At 39.2% G+C, this 16,575-nt stretch carries 15 protein-coding genes and 1 other annotated feature; of the genes, 2 read left to right on the top strand and 13 right to left on the bottom strand.

Annotated elements, in window-relative coordinates:
* Positions 1–85 precede the first annotated feature (85 nt).
* From pepF to mecA, 4 genes are all read right to left on the bottom strand, one after another.
* Entirely contained in the window at positions 86–1,912 is a 1,827-nt protein-coding gene (gene pepF / locus C9414_RS14160) for an oligoendopeptidase F (protein WP_281733681.1), read from the bottom strand.
* 214 nt (positions 1,913–2,126) lie between these two features.
* Complete coding sequence (locus C9414_RS14155; protein WP_107163865.1) at positions 2,127–3,287, bottom strand: competence protein CoiA; 1,161 nt, start codon at positions 3,285–3,287, stop codon at positions 2,127–2,129.
* A 162-nt stretch (positions 3,288–3,449) separates the two neighbouring features.
* Positions 3,450–4,970, bottom strand: coding sequence for a cardiolipin synthase (gene cls, locus C9414_RS14150; protein ID WP_107163864.1), 1,521 nt, complete (start codon positions 4,968–4,970; stop codon positions 3,450–3,452).
* Between the two features lie 86 nt (positions 4,971–5,056).
* Entirely contained in the window at positions 5,057–5,722 is a 666-nt protein-coding gene (gene mecA, locus C9414_RS14145) for an adaptor protein MecA (RefSeq protein WP_024425038.1), read from the bottom strand.
* A 264-nt stretch (positions 5,723–5,986) separates the two neighbouring features.
* Here mecA and C9414_RS14140 point away from each other — a divergent pair, with 264 nt between their 5' ends.
* Entirely contained in the window at positions 5,987–6,652 is a 666-nt protein-coding gene (locus C9414_RS14140; protein WP_047201799.1) for a TerC family protein, read from the top strand.
* Between the two features lie 39 nt (positions 6,653–6,691).
* Here the strand turns inward: C9414_RS14140 and spxA are convergent, their stop codons facing one another.
* From spxA to C9414_RS14100, 8 genes are all read right to left on the bottom strand, one after another.
* Positions 6,692–7,087, bottom strand: coding sequence for a transcriptional regulator SpxA (gene spxA, locus C9414_RS14135; RefSeq protein WP_003211421.1), 396 nt, complete (start codon positions 7,085–7,087; stop codon positions 6,692–6,694).
* Between the two features lie 193 nt (positions 7,088–7,280).
* Positions 7,281–7,859 (bottom strand): GNAT family N-acetyltransferase, encoded by a 579-nt coding sequence (locus C9414_RS14130; RefSeq protein WP_024425040.1) that lies wholly within the window; start codon positions 7,857–7,859, stop codon positions 7,281–7,283.
* A 137-nt stretch (positions 7,860–7,996) separates the two neighbouring features.
* Positions 7,997–8,284 carry a hypothetical protein gene (locus tag C9414_RS14125; RefSeq protein WP_107163863.1) on the bottom strand — a complete coding sequence of 96 codons (288 nt, stop codon included), beginning with the start codon at positions 8,282–8,284 and terminating at the stop codon, positions 7,997–7,999.
* A 104-nt stretch (positions 8,285–8,388) separates the two neighbouring features.
* Positions 8,389–9,309 (bottom strand): ABC transporter ATP-binding protein, encoded by a 921-nt coding sequence (locus tag C9414_RS14120; protein ID WP_059374939.1) that lies wholly within the window; start codon positions 9,307–9,309, stop codon positions 8,389–8,391.
* Between the two features lies 1 nt (position 9,310).
* Entirely contained in the window at positions 9,311–10,390 is a 1,080-nt protein-coding gene (locus C9414_RS14115; protein ID WP_024426479.1) for an ABC transporter ATP-binding protein, read from the bottom strand.
* A 12-nt stretch (positions 10,391–10,402) separates the two neighbouring features.
* Positions 10,403–11,320, bottom strand: coding sequence for an ABC transporter permease (locus C9414_RS14110; RefSeq protein ID WP_047201796.1), 918 nt, complete (start codon positions 11,318–11,320; stop codon positions 10,403–10,405).
* A gap of 3 nt (positions 11,321–11,323) precedes the next feature.
* Complete coding sequence (locus C9414_RS14105) at positions 11,324–12,268, bottom strand: ABC transporter permease (protein ID WP_047201795.1); 945 nt, start codon at positions 12,266–12,268, stop codon at positions 11,324–11,326.
* Positions 12,269–12,384: 116 nt separating this feature from the next.
* A complete protein-coding gene (locus C9414_RS14100) occupies positions 12,385–14,022 on the bottom strand; it encodes a peptide ABC transporter substrate-binding protein (protein WP_048238481.1) in 1,638 nt (545 codons plus the stop codon).
* Positions 14,023–14,504: 482 nt separating this feature from the next.
* Positions 14,505–14,725: a binding site (T-box leader), on the top strand.
* 53 nt (positions 14,726–14,778) lie between these two features.
* Here C9414_RS14100 and trpS point away from each other — a divergent pair.
* Positions 14,779–15,774, top strand: coding sequence for a tryptophan--tRNA ligase (gene trpS / locus C9414_RS14095; protein WP_047201793.1), 996 nt, complete (start codon positions 14,779–14,781; stop codon positions 15,772–15,774).
* 35 nt (positions 15,775–15,809) lie between these two features.
* Here the strand turns inward: trpS and C9414_RS14090 are convergent, their stop codons facing one another.
* Complete coding sequence (locus C9414_RS14090) at positions 15,810–16,562, bottom strand: YjbA family protein (RefSeq protein ID WP_039177811.1); 753 nt, start codon at positions 16,560–16,562, stop codon at positions 15,810–15,812.
* Positions 16,563–16,575 lie beyond the last annotated feature (13 nt).

Genomic DNA, 16,575 nt, shown 5'->3' with positions numbered 1-16,575 from the left:
TGTATCTGAAGAGGTCTTTTTTATGAGAAAAAAACTCCTGTCAAAAGATGAGCTGGCACTCACACGTCTGACAGAAGTCTTTTCATTACTCACCTGTTTTGGAGATGAGCTCTTCCATTTCTTTCAGTTTTTCTTCAAACAATTGGCATGCTGCTTCAATTGGTTCTTTAGAAGCCATATCAACCCCAGCTTTTTTCAGCACATTGATTGGATAATCAGAGCTTCCTGCTTTAAGGAAATCTGTATAGCGCTCTACCGCTGGTTTTCCTTCTTGTAAGATTTGCTTGCTTAATGCCTGCGCCGCACTATAGCCTGTCGCATATTGATACACATAATAGTTGTAATAGAAATGAGGAATTCTCGTCCACTCTAATCCAATTTCCTTATCAACCACCATGCCGTCACCAAAATACTTCTTGTTCAGGTCATAATAAAGGTTCGTCATAAATTCTGGCGTTAAAGCCTCTCCTTCTTGTGCTTTCACATGAATAAGATGCTCAAACTCAGCAAACATCGTTTGTCTGAATACTGTTCCTCTAAATCCTTCTAACAAGTGGTTTAATACATACAAGCGCTGTTTTTTATCGTCTAAATGATTCAGCAGGTATTCGCCTAGTAACGCTTCATTTGTAGTGGAAGCCACTTCAGCTACAAAGATACTATAGTTTCCATACGGATATGGCTGGTGTTTTCTTGTGTAGTAGCTGTGGACAGAGTGCCCAAATTCATGAGCCAGCGTAAACAAATTATCAATGTTATTTTGCCAGTTCATGAGGATATATGGATTTGTACCATAGCTGCCAGATGAATAAGCACCGCTTCGTTTCCCTTTATTCTCATAAACGTCTACCCAGCGATTTTCGAGTCCTTCTTTTAACACGGACACATATTCTTCTCCTAAAGGCGCTAACCCTTTCAGCATATAATCCTTTGCTTCATCGTAGGTGAGTTTCATGCCAGCATCTTTCACAAGTGGTGTATACAAGTCGTAATTGTGCACTTCATCAAGCTTTAATACCTTTTTGCGTAATTCAATATAGCGGTGTAATAACGGTAAATATTGATGAACTGTATCAATTAGATTGTCATACACTTCTTCTGGGATGCTGTTTCGTGATAGTGCTGCTTCTCTTGCCGATTTGTAATTTCGTACTTTTGCATAAAAATTATCCTTTTTAATTGAACCGCTTAGTGTAGAAGCAAGTGTATTCTTATACTGATCATACGTTTTATACACAGCTTTAAAGGCATTCTTTCTCACTTCACGATCATCACTATTTAAAAATGTGATAAAGTTGCCGTGGGTAATTTTCTTTTCCTCCCCATTCTCATCCTTTACAGAAGGAAACGAAATATCGGCGTTGTTAAACATACTAAAAGTAGTAGATGAAGATGAAAGTGGTTCAGAGGCCTCAGCTAATAAAGCTTCTTGTTCCTCACTTAAAATATGTGGACGCTCTTTATTAATTTCTTCGAGAGCATGTGAATACAGTTTTAATTCTTCTTTTTCCAGAATAAATTGCTGCAATTTATCTTCTTGAATTGATAAAATCTCTGGAACAATATAAGCAGATGTACTAGACAGCTGTGTAAATAGATTCGACGCTTTATCATTTAACGCCTGAAAGGATGAATTCGTTGTATCTTCATCGTATTTCATGTGAGCATATGTATAAAGCTTGCCAAGCTTTTCAGAAAGTTGATCCTGAAAGGTTAGGGCTTCATACAGGACATCAGCAGAATGGGCCAGCTTGCCTTTAAATTGTGCCAGCTTCGGAATTTCTTTTTTGACCGCTTCGAATTCCTTGTTCCATGCATCGACGCTTTCAAAAATATCTTCAAGGCGCCATTTGTTTTCTTCTTTTACTTCGCTTCTGTCTGGTAGATGATTGTTTTTGTTTTGTGAAGTCATATGAATCCCCCTTGCATGAGTTGTGTTGAACCAACCTTTCGGAAAGTGAAAGAAATTGGTGTTGTATTTATCTTCTTTGTTTTGAACTATATTTGTCAAATCATATGCAGAAATAAATACCAAACAGACTAAAAAAATGAGAAAAAAGCGTTTCTTTCGATTCAATAGCAGCACCACCTTTTTCTTATCATGATCAAAGTGGTCATGAAACATGCTAATGAAATAAGAAAGCATCTCGTTTTAGCACTTCATCAAGTGTTTGTATTGGCATTTGATTGGACGATACTTCATAATTACCCTCTTTCGTCATATGTAAAAACCCTTGTCTTACAAGCGCCTTTACATATGCAGTGACCACCACTTTTATTTCTTCTCTTGACACATCACTATATCGAAGTTTCACTTCTTTCATCTGCACACACCGGTTGATTTCTTTCATCAGCTGTTGAATCGTTACTCGCCTGCTTCCTTTTTTCCTCATCATCCAATCATAGAGACATCCCTGCCAAACATATACGGGACTTGTAAAGATATACGCTTCTTGCACCGGGATAAATAATACAGTCGGCAAAAAAGGAAATGCTGTTTGATGATGCTCATAAAAAATATCTCTCAAACGTTTGCTTTCATTTGATAAAATGCGAGGAGGACGCTGCCTAAATTGCTGTATACATTTAAGCCATTGTTGGTTTACTTGACGCTTGCTTGAGGGCGGAGATAGGAGTGCCGGTATTTTGCTGTATGCTGAAGGTGGTCTGACAGTCATTGCCGCACATATTTTCGTTGGTTGAAACACGAGAAATTGCTCAAGATGGATGAACCTATTTTGAAGCGGGCAGAAAAAAAGCAACCGCCTTTTCTCTGATTCCCTTAAAATTCCCCAATGAATGGAGGAGAAAGAAAAAAGCTGGGCAGATTTTCGTTTCAAACGATTTGCCCCTATTATCCATATAGGAAAGAGACCTGCTTCACGGAGACCTGCTGTTCTTCTGCGCAGCTCCTGCCGGGAAATATTAGCACATTGAAATTCGAATGCATAGGTTTCATTTCCTATAGAGACGGTCACATCAGGACGCTGATGAACCTTTGACATATACTTTTCCAGCGCCGGGTTATGTCCAAGCCGCTTCAGCCAATTCATAATGGCTTCCTTTCCCGCCTGATGATAAGCCGTTTCGCCTGAGGCTAACGAACATGCTGTCAGCTGTTTATGCGCAAAATGATAGACACGATGCTCCCCTAGCTTTAATTGCACCTCTTCCCTACATTCAGGACAATAAAATTTGCACGTCGTTCTTACATGCTCCAGCCGGCTTTTCGATAGATGATGTGTAATTCGGATAAGCTTACCGTTATCCATCATTGCTGCATTCATTCAGTTCGCCCCTTGCTCTTTGATGACCGTATTATAGCTTGTTCGTCTTTAAAGAAGCGAATAGACAAAATGAATTTTTATCGTGTCAAAAGATGATTTTACTGATCATTTCCTTAGTAAAATAAAAAACCCCCCTTATAGAAAAGGGGGAAAATACAATCTTTATAAAAGTGGTGATAATAGTCTTGCTGTTGATTCAAACAGTCTGACCCTCAAAGGTCTCTTTGCGAACTCTTCTGACACAATTTCATGTGACTGCTCTAAATCACCTAAGAAATCGTTGACAAGCTTCTCTGTGCTTTTCGTTTTATAGAGGAAGGCATTCACTTCAAAGTTCAAATGAAAGCTTCTCATATCCATGTTTGCCGTTCCAATCGAAGCCAGTTCATTATCCACAATAATAAATTTACTATGCATAAAGCCTTGATCATACTCGTACACCTTCGCCCCTGCGTCAAGAAGCTCCGGGAAGTATGAACGAGACGCATGGAACACAATCCGTTTATCTGGATTCTTTGGAGCAATAATCCGGACATCTACTCCGCTCAATGCGGCAATTTTCAATGCGGACAAAATATCATCATCCGGAACAAAATACGGTGAAGCGATCCAAATGGACTTTTTAGCGGAGATGATCATAGAGAAAAAGAGATTTTTAATGACCTCCCACTGCTTGTCAGGCCCGCCAGCAATCATTTGTACGCCTTCTGTTGTACTCTCAAGGTGGCTGAAATCTTTGAAATAGTCCACACCTGAGCATCTTTCATTCGTCATATAATACCAATCCTGCATGAAAATCTGCTGGAGGTCACGAACAGCTTCACCCTTAATCATCAGATGTGTATCACGCCAGAATCCATATTGTCTGCTTTTGCCCATGTATTCGTCACCGATATTAAGCCCGCCGACAAATCCCACTTCTCCATCGATGACAACAATTTTTCTATGATTTCGGAAGTTAATTTTATTATTTAAAAGGGGGAGCCTTACTGGTAAAAATGGAACGATCTGAACGCCAGCCTTTTCTAGGTCAGCAATATATTGACGAGAAAGCTTTAAACTTCCTACATCGTCATATAAAAAGCGGACAATCACGCCATTTTTCGCTTTTTCAATGAGAATGTCCTTTAATTCTTGGCCAAGTTCATCGTGGCGGAGAATGTAATATTCTAAATGAATGTGATGTGTTGCTTTTTTGATCTCTTCAAAAATATGAGAGAATGTTTCTTCACCATTGGTTAGGACTTTAGAGGACGTGCGATATGTAATAGGGGTATGTCCAAGTCTGTGGGCCAGCTTAAATAAAAGCTGCTGATGATCACCCATATGCGTCATTTTTTCAATCGCTTCTCTATGAATACGTTCATCTTCCTGGATTAACTGCTCATCCAATACCGCTTTCTTTTCAAATAGCCGGCGCTTTTTGATATTGCGTCCAAAGAAAATGTAGAACAAAAAGCCGAATAACGGAAAGCTGCCCAGCAGGACAAGCCATGTAATCGTGTGAGACGGATTCCGGTTCTCCAAGAAAATAACAAATCCGATGAAAATAATCGATAAAGTAAATAGAACACTGACTGAACTTAATACACTTACCGCTAAATCACCGGCAATCAATTGGACAATTAAATAAGCACCTAACGTAATGATTAGAAAAAATAGAACTTTGACTACATTTCTCATTTCATTTTCTCCTTGCCGATCTCTTTATTTACCTATTCATTCAGATAAAAAAGTCGATTCCTCTATAGAAATCGACTTTTTGCTAGTTACGAGAAGTGCTGTTGAATCGTTTCAAGGGCATTCCCTTCGATAATCAGCTGACCGTATTCTTTCAGTCTGTAGATGCTGACAACTGATTCATGAGCATATTCAAGCAAAATGCTGAGCTTATTCTCCACTTGCTCATCTGACAAATCCTCGTGGAAGTCAACATATAGATAATAACGGTTTTCAAACGAATATAAACTTGTGGTAAAATCCTGCATATTTAATTGAGAAAGTGCAATCAAATCTTCAAAATCATCCATTTTCAACACGAATTGAAGTTGAAGTTTTTTGTCCTTCTCATTATGGTCTTCTTGATCTTGCTCTTCTTTATGAAAATCATCAAGCAGTGCGTCTAAGCTTTCTTCATCTGTTTGATCTTTTTTATCTTCTGGAATCGGCAATTCGAGCTTTTGTCCATCTTTAGAAAGTTGGGCTTTTGTCACGACAATTTCAAGACCTTTGTCAAGTGCCTGTACTTGAATCCAAAGCGGTCCCTCTACTGCAAATTCTTCTTCTTCGTGCACTTCGTCCATTACTTCCCAAAACAGCTCTTCACTGCGCTCACGATTATACCAAATCTCTTCACGGTCAAATCCGCGATCTTCAATATCACCGTAGGAAATATAAAATTTTACTGTATGTTCATTTATTCTTTCGATTTCCATTTTGCCAACCTTCCCTTCTATATAAGATGTTGAAGGGACATACAAGCTCCCAATTAATAGTACTTTACTACACTTTACCCGTTCCGTCTACATGTTAACCGTTTAAAGAATTGAGGTATTGCTTCGTATTCTCTATTTTATGATAAAACATGAATAAAAGAAATAAAAACGCATTTTTTGCAGAGAAAACTTGCAGAAACATATATTTGAATTGTCTTCATATATTGGTTGTACGAGCTCTATTTGGGACATGAGGTGAATTAGATGGAAACAGAGTGGATCGTATCCTTACTGATGATTATTGGCATAGACCTGATTTTAGGCGGAGATAATGCGCTCATCATTGCAATGGCCAGTCGAAGTTTATCACATGATAAACGCAATAAGGCCATTTGGATCGGCACACTTTTAGCCGTGCTGATGAGAATTACAATGACTGGTGCCGCCGTTTATTTATTGACAATCCCTTATTTGCAGTTTATTGGTGGTCTTTTTCTCCTTTATATAGGATACAATTTGTTAATTGAACAAAAGAAGGAATCGATTCGGATTAAGAGCAGCGGCTCCCTTTGGCGTGCGGTGCAAACCATTGTGATTGCTGACCTCTTTATGTCACTTGATAATGTCATCGCAGTTGCAGGTGCGGCAAAAGGCAACATGCTTCTGACCGCTTTTGGCCTCATGATTTCTGTGCCGATTATTATTTGGGGAAGTAAGCTGATTCATGCAGCTTTGACCAAATTTCCGTTTCTTTTATACGGAGGAAGTGCGCTTTTGGCCTTTACTGGCGGAGAAATGATTGTGCGTGATGTGAAATTGACTGAATTTATGTCACAGCATGCAGCGCTTGAATTGTTGCTTCCGTTTTTAACCGTCATAGTAGTCATATTAGCCAGCCTCTTTTACGAACAAACGGCTGAAAACAAATAAAAAAAGCTGCCAAATGATCGGCAGCTTTTCGTGTTTATATTAGTTAGCAAGTCGTTGAGCTTCTCTTAGTTGGAATGTACGAACCGTTCTTGGCAAGAAACGTCTAATTTCATCTTCATTGTATCCAACTTGTAATCTTTTTTCATCCAAGATAATTGGGCGACGTAAAAGACCTGGATGCTCATTGATTAGTTTATACAATTGTTGAAGCGGCATTGTCTCAACATTGACATTTAGTTTTTGGAATACTTTTGAACGTGTTGAGATAATTTCGTCTGTACCGTCTTCTGTCATTCGAAGAATTTCTTTGATTTCATCGATTGAAAGAGGCTCAGAAAAAATGTTTCTCTCTTGATACGGGATATTGTGCTCTTCTAACCACGCTCTTGCTTTTCTACATGATGTACAGCTTGGTGATGTGTATAATGTTACCATAAATCTTCACTCCTCAATTTGTAGAATGAATATTGATCTGTATTCTTAAATTAAAATTGTTCTAAATAAGTAATCTTTATAGTGATTATACTATAAAAAAGTAAGTGTGAACAGATTTTCTTGCAATTTTTGTGACAAAAACTAGACAATTTCATTCATTTTGTGGTGCTGCTTGATGTCAGAACATTCTCATTTAGTCGAGATGATCGAAAATATTTTTTTGCTTTCTATTTTCAATGATCTTCAATACATCATCAACATCCTCATACGATTGTCCATACCATTCTTCATCTTTATACGTATGGATTCGTTCATAGGTCTTCCTCATGGCTTCCATGATCTCTTCCTCATGATTTGTAAGAGGCGACCAATAAAGAATTTCCATGCGGTTCACTTCATTTGTTGCAAGTGACCTGCGTTTATAACCAATTGATTCTGCATGCTTGAAGTGCTCTCTTTGGTAAAACTTTAGGCGTTTTGCAGTATCTGCATCATCTTCATCTACAGGCTCGACTTCAAGCAAGATCGGTTTCTTTTTTTCCTTCAGCTTATGGATCAGCTTTGATCCGAGGCCTTCACCTCTTGCATCTTTGGAAACAAATAAATAATCAATAAAGATGAAAGAATCAAATTCGGCGTACATCATCACATGATGAGGTCCTTCCTCCTTATGATAAATATCACTTCTTTCCTTTAATAAAGCTTCCATATGCTCTTTTGACTTCATTTCTTCTATCGGGAAGTATTCACTGAGCTTTTCATACCAATTCATGGATCTGCTCCTTATGCTATAGTTAAGAACCACTTCCTTAGATATTCCCGATTTCCTGCTATTTAAACGCCTGTACTAGTAAGACGCAGCAAAGTCTTCAGTAGTTTCACTTTTTTTCAATTAACGTAAAAAAAGTTTTATAACGAACGATTCATGACGAGTTGAATACAGACAAACAAGATCAGTGTCATCATGATTTGAAACATGATGAAATAAAGATATTTTACGCGCCGTGCTTCTTGCTTCTGACCGCTTGTTTTTCGGTTAAGCATATATTCCACTGAAAAAGACACAATCCCAATGAGCACCATAAACACGAACATCCACTTACCTCCGTTTGGCTTCCTGAAAAAAGACGTTGAAAATAGTATGAATACAATGAGAACATGAAGCAATGAATAACGATAGGTTTTCCAATTGTACATTTGATTTCCTCCGGTATTTGCTTGTACTTAACTAAAAATTACCATCATCTTGTTTTTTTGTAAAATAAAAAAAGAAGCACTGCATTAGCAGTACTTCTCTCTTCTTATGATTGTTTCGCCTGAAGCTCTTTGAATTCTTCCTCTGTGCAGCTCACAAAGTGACCTGGCTTCACTTCACGGAACTCGGTGTTTGTTCCTTTGTGAACAGATGGATCATACTTGATTCGTTTGCGGTTACGCTCATAATCAGGATCTGGAAGCGGAATCGCAGACAGCAATGATTTTGTATATGGATGAAGCGGGTTTTCGTATAATTCATTCGCTGGTGCCAGCTCAACCAATTTTCCGAAATACATCACGCCGATACGATCGCTGATGTATTTTACCATGGACAGGTCATGCGCAATGAATAAATACGTTAAGCCTTTTTCCTCTTGAAGCTCTTTCAATAAGTTGACGACCTGCGCTTGGATCGACACGTCTAATGCAGAGATTGGTTCATCGGCGATGATGAAATCTGGCTCTACTGCTAATGCACGTGCAATTCCGATACGCTGCCTTTGACCACCTGAGAATTCATGCGGATATCTGTTCGCATGCTCTTTGTTCAAGCCAACCGTTTCAAGTAATTGGATCACACGCTCTTTACGCGCCTTTTTTGTTTTCGCAAGACCATGAATATCGATGCCCTCTGCAATGATATCAAGCACTGTCATTCTAGGGTTGAGTGAAGCATATGGATCTTGGAAGATCATCTGCATTTGACGGTTGAATTCAAGCATTTTTTGTCTTGATTTCTTCCCGTGTACATTTTCCCCTTTATAAAGAACTTCACCATCTGTCGCATCATAAAGTCTAATAATCGAACGGCCCGTAGTGGATTTACCACAACCAGACTCACCTACAAGACCAAGCGTTTCACCTTTGTAAATATCAAATGAAACCCCATCTACTGCTTTCACAGTTCCTCTTGCTGTATGGAAATGCTGCTTCAAATTTTTAATTTCTAACAGTTTTTCTGCCATGCTATTCACCCTCTTTTACTAATACAGGTTTTTCGTAGCTACCTTCTAGTTCACGCATTCTCGCCTTTACAGAAGCAGGCGGTTCAACTTTAGGTGCATTCGGATGAAGTAGCCATGATTTCACATAATGCGTATCTGATACTTTGAACATTGGTGGTTCTTGTTCGAAGTCAATTTTCATTGCATAATCGCTGCGGAGTGCAAATGCATCTCCTTTCGGCGGGTTTGTCAGATCTGGCGGTGTTCCTGGAATAGCAGTCAGCTTTCCTTCATCTCCGCCATCAGTGTCAAGGCTCGGCATTGATGCTAAAAGTCCCCATGTATACGGATGCTTTGGATTGTAGAAAATTTCATCAACAGTCCCTGTCTCCACAATCTGTCCTGCATACATAACAGCTACACGATCAGCAACGTTTGCAACAACACCTAGATCATGCGTAATAAAAATAATCGAAGTGTCAACCTTTTTCTGAATTTCTTTCATTAATTCTAAAATTTGTGCTTGAATTGTTACATCAAGTGCAGTCGTCGGCTCATCGGCAATCAACAGCTTTGGATCTGCTGCAAGCGCCATGGCGATGACAACCCTTTGTCTCATCCCGCCACTAAATTCGTGCGGATATTGTTTAATTCTTTTTTCAGGCATTGGAATTCCTACAAGCTCCAATAGTTCAATGGCTCTTTTTTCAGCCGCTTCTTTTGAAATTTGTTCATGCTTGAACAGCACTTCTGTAATTTGCTTCCCGACTTTCATCGTTGGATTCAAAGACGTCATCGGATCTTGGAAGATCATTGAGATATCTTTTCCTCGAATGGTTTGCATTTGTTTCTCGGTTTTCTTGACAATATCTTGGCCATCAAACAGGATCTGTCCGCGCTTGAAATAACCCGGCGGCATCGGAATTAGTCTCATGATAGCTTGTGATGTCACACTTTTACCAGAGCCAGATTCACCTACAATAGCCAGTGTCTCGCCTTTATTTAAGTGGAAGTTCACACCACGAATGGCTTGAACTTCTCCACCATATGTTTTAAATGAGATTGCAAGGTCTTTCACCTCTAGAATACGTTCACGTTCCATCCTAATCACTCCTTATTTACGCAACTTCGGATCTAAAGCGTCTCTTAGTCCGTCTCCAACCACGTTAAAACCAAACATTGTAATACAGATAAATGCGGCTGGGAACCATAATCTCCAAGGGTAGTACGTCATGGCTGGAATTCCGTCAGACGCCATTGTTCCCCAGCTTGCTAATGGCTGAGGTACACCAAGCCCTAGATAGCTTAGGAATGCCTCTGTGAAGATAGCAGAAGGAATCGTTAATGTCATCGTCACAAGAATTGGTCCCATTGAGTTTGGAATTAAGTGTTTAAATAAAAGTCTAGATGTTTTCGCACCTAATGTTTGTGCTGCAAGAACGTATTCTTGACTCTTTAATTGTAAAACCTGTCCCCGAACAATACGTGCCATGTTAATCCAGCCTACGACTGTCATGGCGAGGATAATCGTTAATAATCCTTTTGGCAGAACAACCATCATTAAGATAACCATTAATAGTGTTGGAATTGCCCATAAAACGTCTGCAATACGCATCATCACTTCATCTGTACGGCCGCCTTTGAACGCAGCAATACTTCCCCAGATAATACCGATGATTACGTCAAGGAGCGCTGCAGCAAGACCGATGAAGATCGAAATTCTTGCCCCTACCCATGTACGGACAAACATGTCACGTCCTAAATCATCTGTACCAAACCAGTGCTCTTTTGAAGGCGGCTGGTCAGCATTCAATAAATCGGTCGTAGAGTAATCATATTTAGAAAAAATCGGAACAAAGATGGCCAGCATCACAATAATAAAAATGATTGTGAGTCCAACCATTGCAAGTTTATTGGCACGGAAGCGAAGCATAGCATCCTTCCATAAAGATAGACTAGGTTTAGAAATTTTTTCAGATTCTGCTGCGTCAGCTGTCGCAGGCACAAATAAATCTTTTCTCATCTCTTCCATGTGTTAGACCCCTTTCTTCGCCTTCGTCAGTTTAATTCTAGGATCGATAATACCGTAGAGAACGTCAACGACTAGAATACTGACTAATAGAATAATACTGTAGAAGACTGTAACACCCATGATGACGGTGTAATCACGGTTTGTAATGCTTGTGACAAAGTGAGAGCCTAATCCAGGAATACCAAATATCTTCTCAACGACAAAACTACCTGTTAAAACTGAAGCAGCCATTGGTCCCATGTATGTGATAACAGGCAACAATGCGTTTCGGATCGCGTGTTTGATCGTCACAGCTGATTTTGTTAATCCTTTCGCTCTAGCCGTTCTAATGTAGTCACTATTTAGTACTTCAAGCATACTTGACCGTGCAAGTCTAGCGATAAATGCCATTGGCATGAAGGAAAGTGCAATAGAAGGTAGTACGGTGCTGGCCCAAGACTCCCATCCTGCAACTGGGAAGATCGCTATAATGCTTGCCTCAGATGCAAATACATATTGTAGTAGCGCCGCTAAAATGAAACTTGGAACTGAGATTCCAAAGATCGTTAAAATGGCAATCGTATAGTCTTGCCACTTGTTATGATAGAGCGCTGCAAGGACCCCAAACAATACACCAAATGCTAATGCGAGGAGAATTGCCTCAATTCCGAGGGTAAAGGAAACGGGGAATCCAGAACTGATTAAGTCATTTACGGTTTGTCCTTTATATTTAAATGAGGGACCAAAATCTAATTTTGCAACTGAACCTAAGTAGCTTACATATTGAACAAATAAGGGCTTGTCCAATCCGTAGTGCTCGTTTAGGTTTGCTTCAATTTCAGCAGGAAGTTTCTTCTCTCCAGAGAATGGACCACCAGGTGCTGCCTGCATGAGAAAGAAAGTTGCAGTTACAATAACAAACAGTGTGATTAAAATATATATTAATCGCTTACCGATATATTTAAGCAACGGAATTGCACCTCCATGATTTTACAACAATTTCTCTAATCAGCAAGAAAGGTATATGGAGAGACATCCTCCATATACCTTAAGATCCTTGCCGTAGATCTCTTACACTATGACTCTTACTTTTCGAAATGTGCCCATTTGTATTGAACATCACCTAGTCCAGATACAACTACACCTTTAAGTTTTGGATCTTGTACCCAAAGCTGAGTGTAGAAGTAAATTGGTGCTACAGGCATATCGTTGATGATGATTTCTTCTGCTTTTTTCAGCATTTCTTCACGCTTTGTTTTATCTGTTTCTTTTGCAGAATCATTCAACAATTGTTTGTACTCTTTGCTTTCCCATCCAGTGTCGTTGTTTCCACCGTCTTTATCTTTGTAAAGCTCAAGGAAGTTCACTGGATCGTTGAAGTCACCTAACCAGCCCATACGTCCGATTTGGTAGTCTCCACTGTGGATTTTGTCGATGTATACGTTCCACTCAGAGTTATCAAGTTCAACTTTCACACCTAAATCTTTTTTCCACATTTCTTGAATTGCTTGTGCAATCTTTTGGTGGCCTTCATCTGTGTTGTAAGAAAGTTTCAATGTTGGAAGATCAGAAACAGACTTATAACCTAATTCTTTCGCACCTTTTTCAAGAAGTTTTTTAGCTGTATCTACATCATGATCTTTGAAGTAGCCAGTTTTGTTGCCTTCGAAACCATTCATTGTTGGTGGAACGATTGCCATAGCTGGAACTTGTTCACCTTGCGTAATTTTGTCAACGATCGCTTGACGGTTGATTGAGTATGCAAGGGCCTTACGGATGTTTGCATTGTTTAAAGGTTTTACTTCTGTGTTGAATTTGTAGTTATAGATACCAGCGATCGTTTGGATTTTCAGACCGCCTTCTTTTTTCAATGTTTTTAAAGACTCAGTTGGAAGGCTTCCAGTTGGAGAACCAGCCCAGTCAAGCTCGCCTTTTTTGAACATGCTAAGCTCAGTGTTTGTATCTTTGATCATAGACATGTTGATTTTTTTCAATTTCACAGTATCTTTATCCCAGTATTCATTGTTCTTTTCAAGCGTGATAGAACCGCCATGTTTCCATTTAGAAAGAACGAATGGTCCGTTAGATACGTAGTTTTCACCAGCATTTGTGTACCAGTTTTTATTCTTTTCAGCCACTTTTTTGTTGACTGGCATATACGTATAGAATGCAGTTAGTTCAGTAAAGAACGGTGTTGGGTTCTCTAGCTCAACTACAAGCGTTTTGTCGTCTTTAGCTTTAATGCCAACATCAGCAACTTTCGCTTTCCCTTTGTTTGCTGCTTCAGCACCTTTAATATAGTAAAGCTGGTAAGCATATTGAGATTCATTTTTAGGATCTAATGCCCATTTCCAAGCATATTCGAAATCTTTCGCTGTAACAGGGTCACCATTAGACCATTTTGCATCACGAAGTGTGAATGTGTATGTTTTACCATCAGCACTTGTTTTGATATCAGAAGCCATTGCATTTTCTGGCTTTCCTTCAGCGTTAATTCTTGTTAATCCTTCAAAAGTCTGACGGATGACACTACCTGAAGTTGAATCATTTGCCAATCCCGGATGTAGAGAAAAAGGCTCAGTGGAGATATTCACATTTAATGTTGTTTTAGCCTCTCCAGAACTGCTCGTGCTGTCGCCTGATTTGTTTCCGCTGAAACCACAAGCGCTTAATACAAGTGTGAAAATAAGCATTAAAGTAACAACAGACCAACGCTTTTTCAACTGTATTCCCCCTTATAATATGTTTTTAGTTCAAAGGTCTCGATAGAAGATGAGATTCAGATTTAAGAAATAGAGTAAAAAAGTCCCTAAATAGTCCACTTTCTATTTCTTTTGTTTTTTCTGAATTTTCACTATGTAAAGAGCCTAGCACAAACGTGTGAACAAATTCATTATAATGAATAGAATAATTTATTGCAATATCAATTTCATATATTTTTTAAAAACGTAAATGGGGATAAAGAGGGATTTTTATAAACTAAAGTCTCAATCACTTCAACAAATTAAAGCGTAAATTGATTAAAATAATTTAACAAATTCAGCAGGAATAATGTTTTATACATATAATTAATCATCCTTTTTTAAAAAATTCTGACAGATATTTGTTATTTTATCTAAAATTTTAAGTGTCTATAGGCATGATGAGAAGGTCACATAATGGCTTCGTGACTTTTTCATGGTCATCCTTTATAATAGATAGACATATTGTTGCGATGAAAAAGAAGAGTACATATATTCACCATTTACAGAGAGTCTGCGGCTGGTGTGAGCAGATAATGGCATGTATGGAATGGGCTTTGGAGCAGCTAACCGAACACTTCTAAAAAAGTGAGTAGGCTTAGACGGAGCAGTCTCCGTTATCAACGTCTTGAGTGATTTCTATGTGAAATAACAAGGGTGGTACCACGGTTCATTCGTCCCTTTTCTGTTGAAAAGTGACGGGTGGGCCTTTTTATATTGAAGAAAAGAGGTTTTAGTATGACAAAGAAGACAATTTTTTCTGGCATTCAGCCGAGCGGTTCTGTCACATTAGGGAACTATATTGGAGCAATGAAGCAATTTGTCGATTTGCAGCATGACTATAATGGCTATTTTTGTGTCGTAGATCAGCATGCGATTACAGTGAGTCAGGACCGATTAGCTCTCCGCCAAAATATTAGAAGCTTAGCAGCTCTTTATTTAGCCGTTGGACTTGATCCAGAGAAGGCGACATTGTTTATCCAATCAGAGGTACCTGCTCACGCCCAGGCAGGATGGATGCTGCAATGTGTTGCTTATATTGGAGAATTAGAAAGAATGACCCAATTTAAGGACAAATCCGCTGGTAAGGAAGCGGTTGTTTCAGGCCTATTAACGTATCCCCCATTAATGGCAGGCGATATCTTATTATATGGTACTGATTTAGTCCCTGTTGGAGAAGACCAAAAGCAGCATCTTGAATTGACTAGAACGCTTGCTGAACGCTTTAACCGAAAATACAATGACATCTTCACTGTGCCCGAAGTGAAAATTCCAAAAGAAGGCGCTCGGATAATGTCTTTAACAGATCCAACGAAAAAAATGAGCAAATCCGATCCGAACCAAAAATCCTTCATTACCTTATTAGATGAACCAAAGCAGCTTGAAAAGAAAATCAAAAGTGCTGTGACGGATTCAGAAGGCATCGTCAAGTATGACAAAGAGAACAAGCCTGGAATTGCCAACTTGCTGACGATTTATTCTGTATTAGGCAACATATCGATTGCAGAGCTGGAGCAAAAGTACGAAGGCAAAGGATATGGTGAGTTTAAAGGAGATCTTGCGAACGTTGTCGTAGATGCTTTAAAACCAATTCAAGATCGTTACTATGAACTCATTGAATCACAAGAGCTTGATCGTATTCTAGACGAAGGTGCTGAAAAAGCAAACCGCGCAGCAAACAAAATGCTGAAAAAAATGGAGAATGCGATGGGTCTTGGCAGAAAACGCAAATAAAAAAAGCTTGCAGCACTACTCGCTGCAAGCTTTTTCTAATTTACTTTTGATTCGTTTTCCATTTCCCAAAGTTTTTCGAAAAATGGCTGTCCTTTAATCATTTTTTCACAGAAGGCTAAATGATTCTCTGACCACCCATCAATCGTTTCATTGTAAAGCATGTTCCAAATCTCTTCGAATGACATTCGTTTGATTTGGTTGTACATGCGCGGGTTCCATTCCGTATACCAATACGCAATCTCCGCCCTGTTTTGGAGCCCCTTTAATTGATCGAGCGCCATAAACATCAGCTGCTTCAGCTGTCTTTCTTTTCTCGTTAATCCGCTGATATGCTGCGGCGGCAATGAAAGGATGTGGTACTCCTTTGTCGATTCAAGACTGTCCTTAGAGAATTCATATTCTTCTGCCTTCACATCTTTCACCATTTCATAGACCAATTGCTCCTGCCTTGGGATCAAGCGGCTTTTTCTCACAGGAATGGAATACCCAATCGTATCCACGGCAATGATTCGTATGCCGTCTGTGACTACAAAGCAATACTCTAATTTACGGCGCTCATGATTTTTTCGAATATATGATTTCTCAAATACGGACTCTAGCAGCGTCTTTGGCAGCTCTGAAAGATCATTCTCTATGTAATCAAACAAAGGACTCTGCACCTTAAGTAAAGGCACTTGATCTAACAGCTCAACACTGTCCTCCTTACGCCACTCATGAAAATGACACACATTGTAGCCATTTTCTTCCCCTTCAAACCAATTCACCCATACGTCATGAAGAAATAACATAACCAATCCCTCA

Origin of the sequence: Bacillus sp. Nf3, from assembly GCF_003028545.1 — a bacterium.
Taxonomy (GTDB): Bacteria; Bacillota; Bacilli; order Bacillales; family Bacillaceae; genus Bacillus; species Bacillus safensis.
This window is presented reverse-complemented; position numbering and strand designations above follow the sequence as displayed.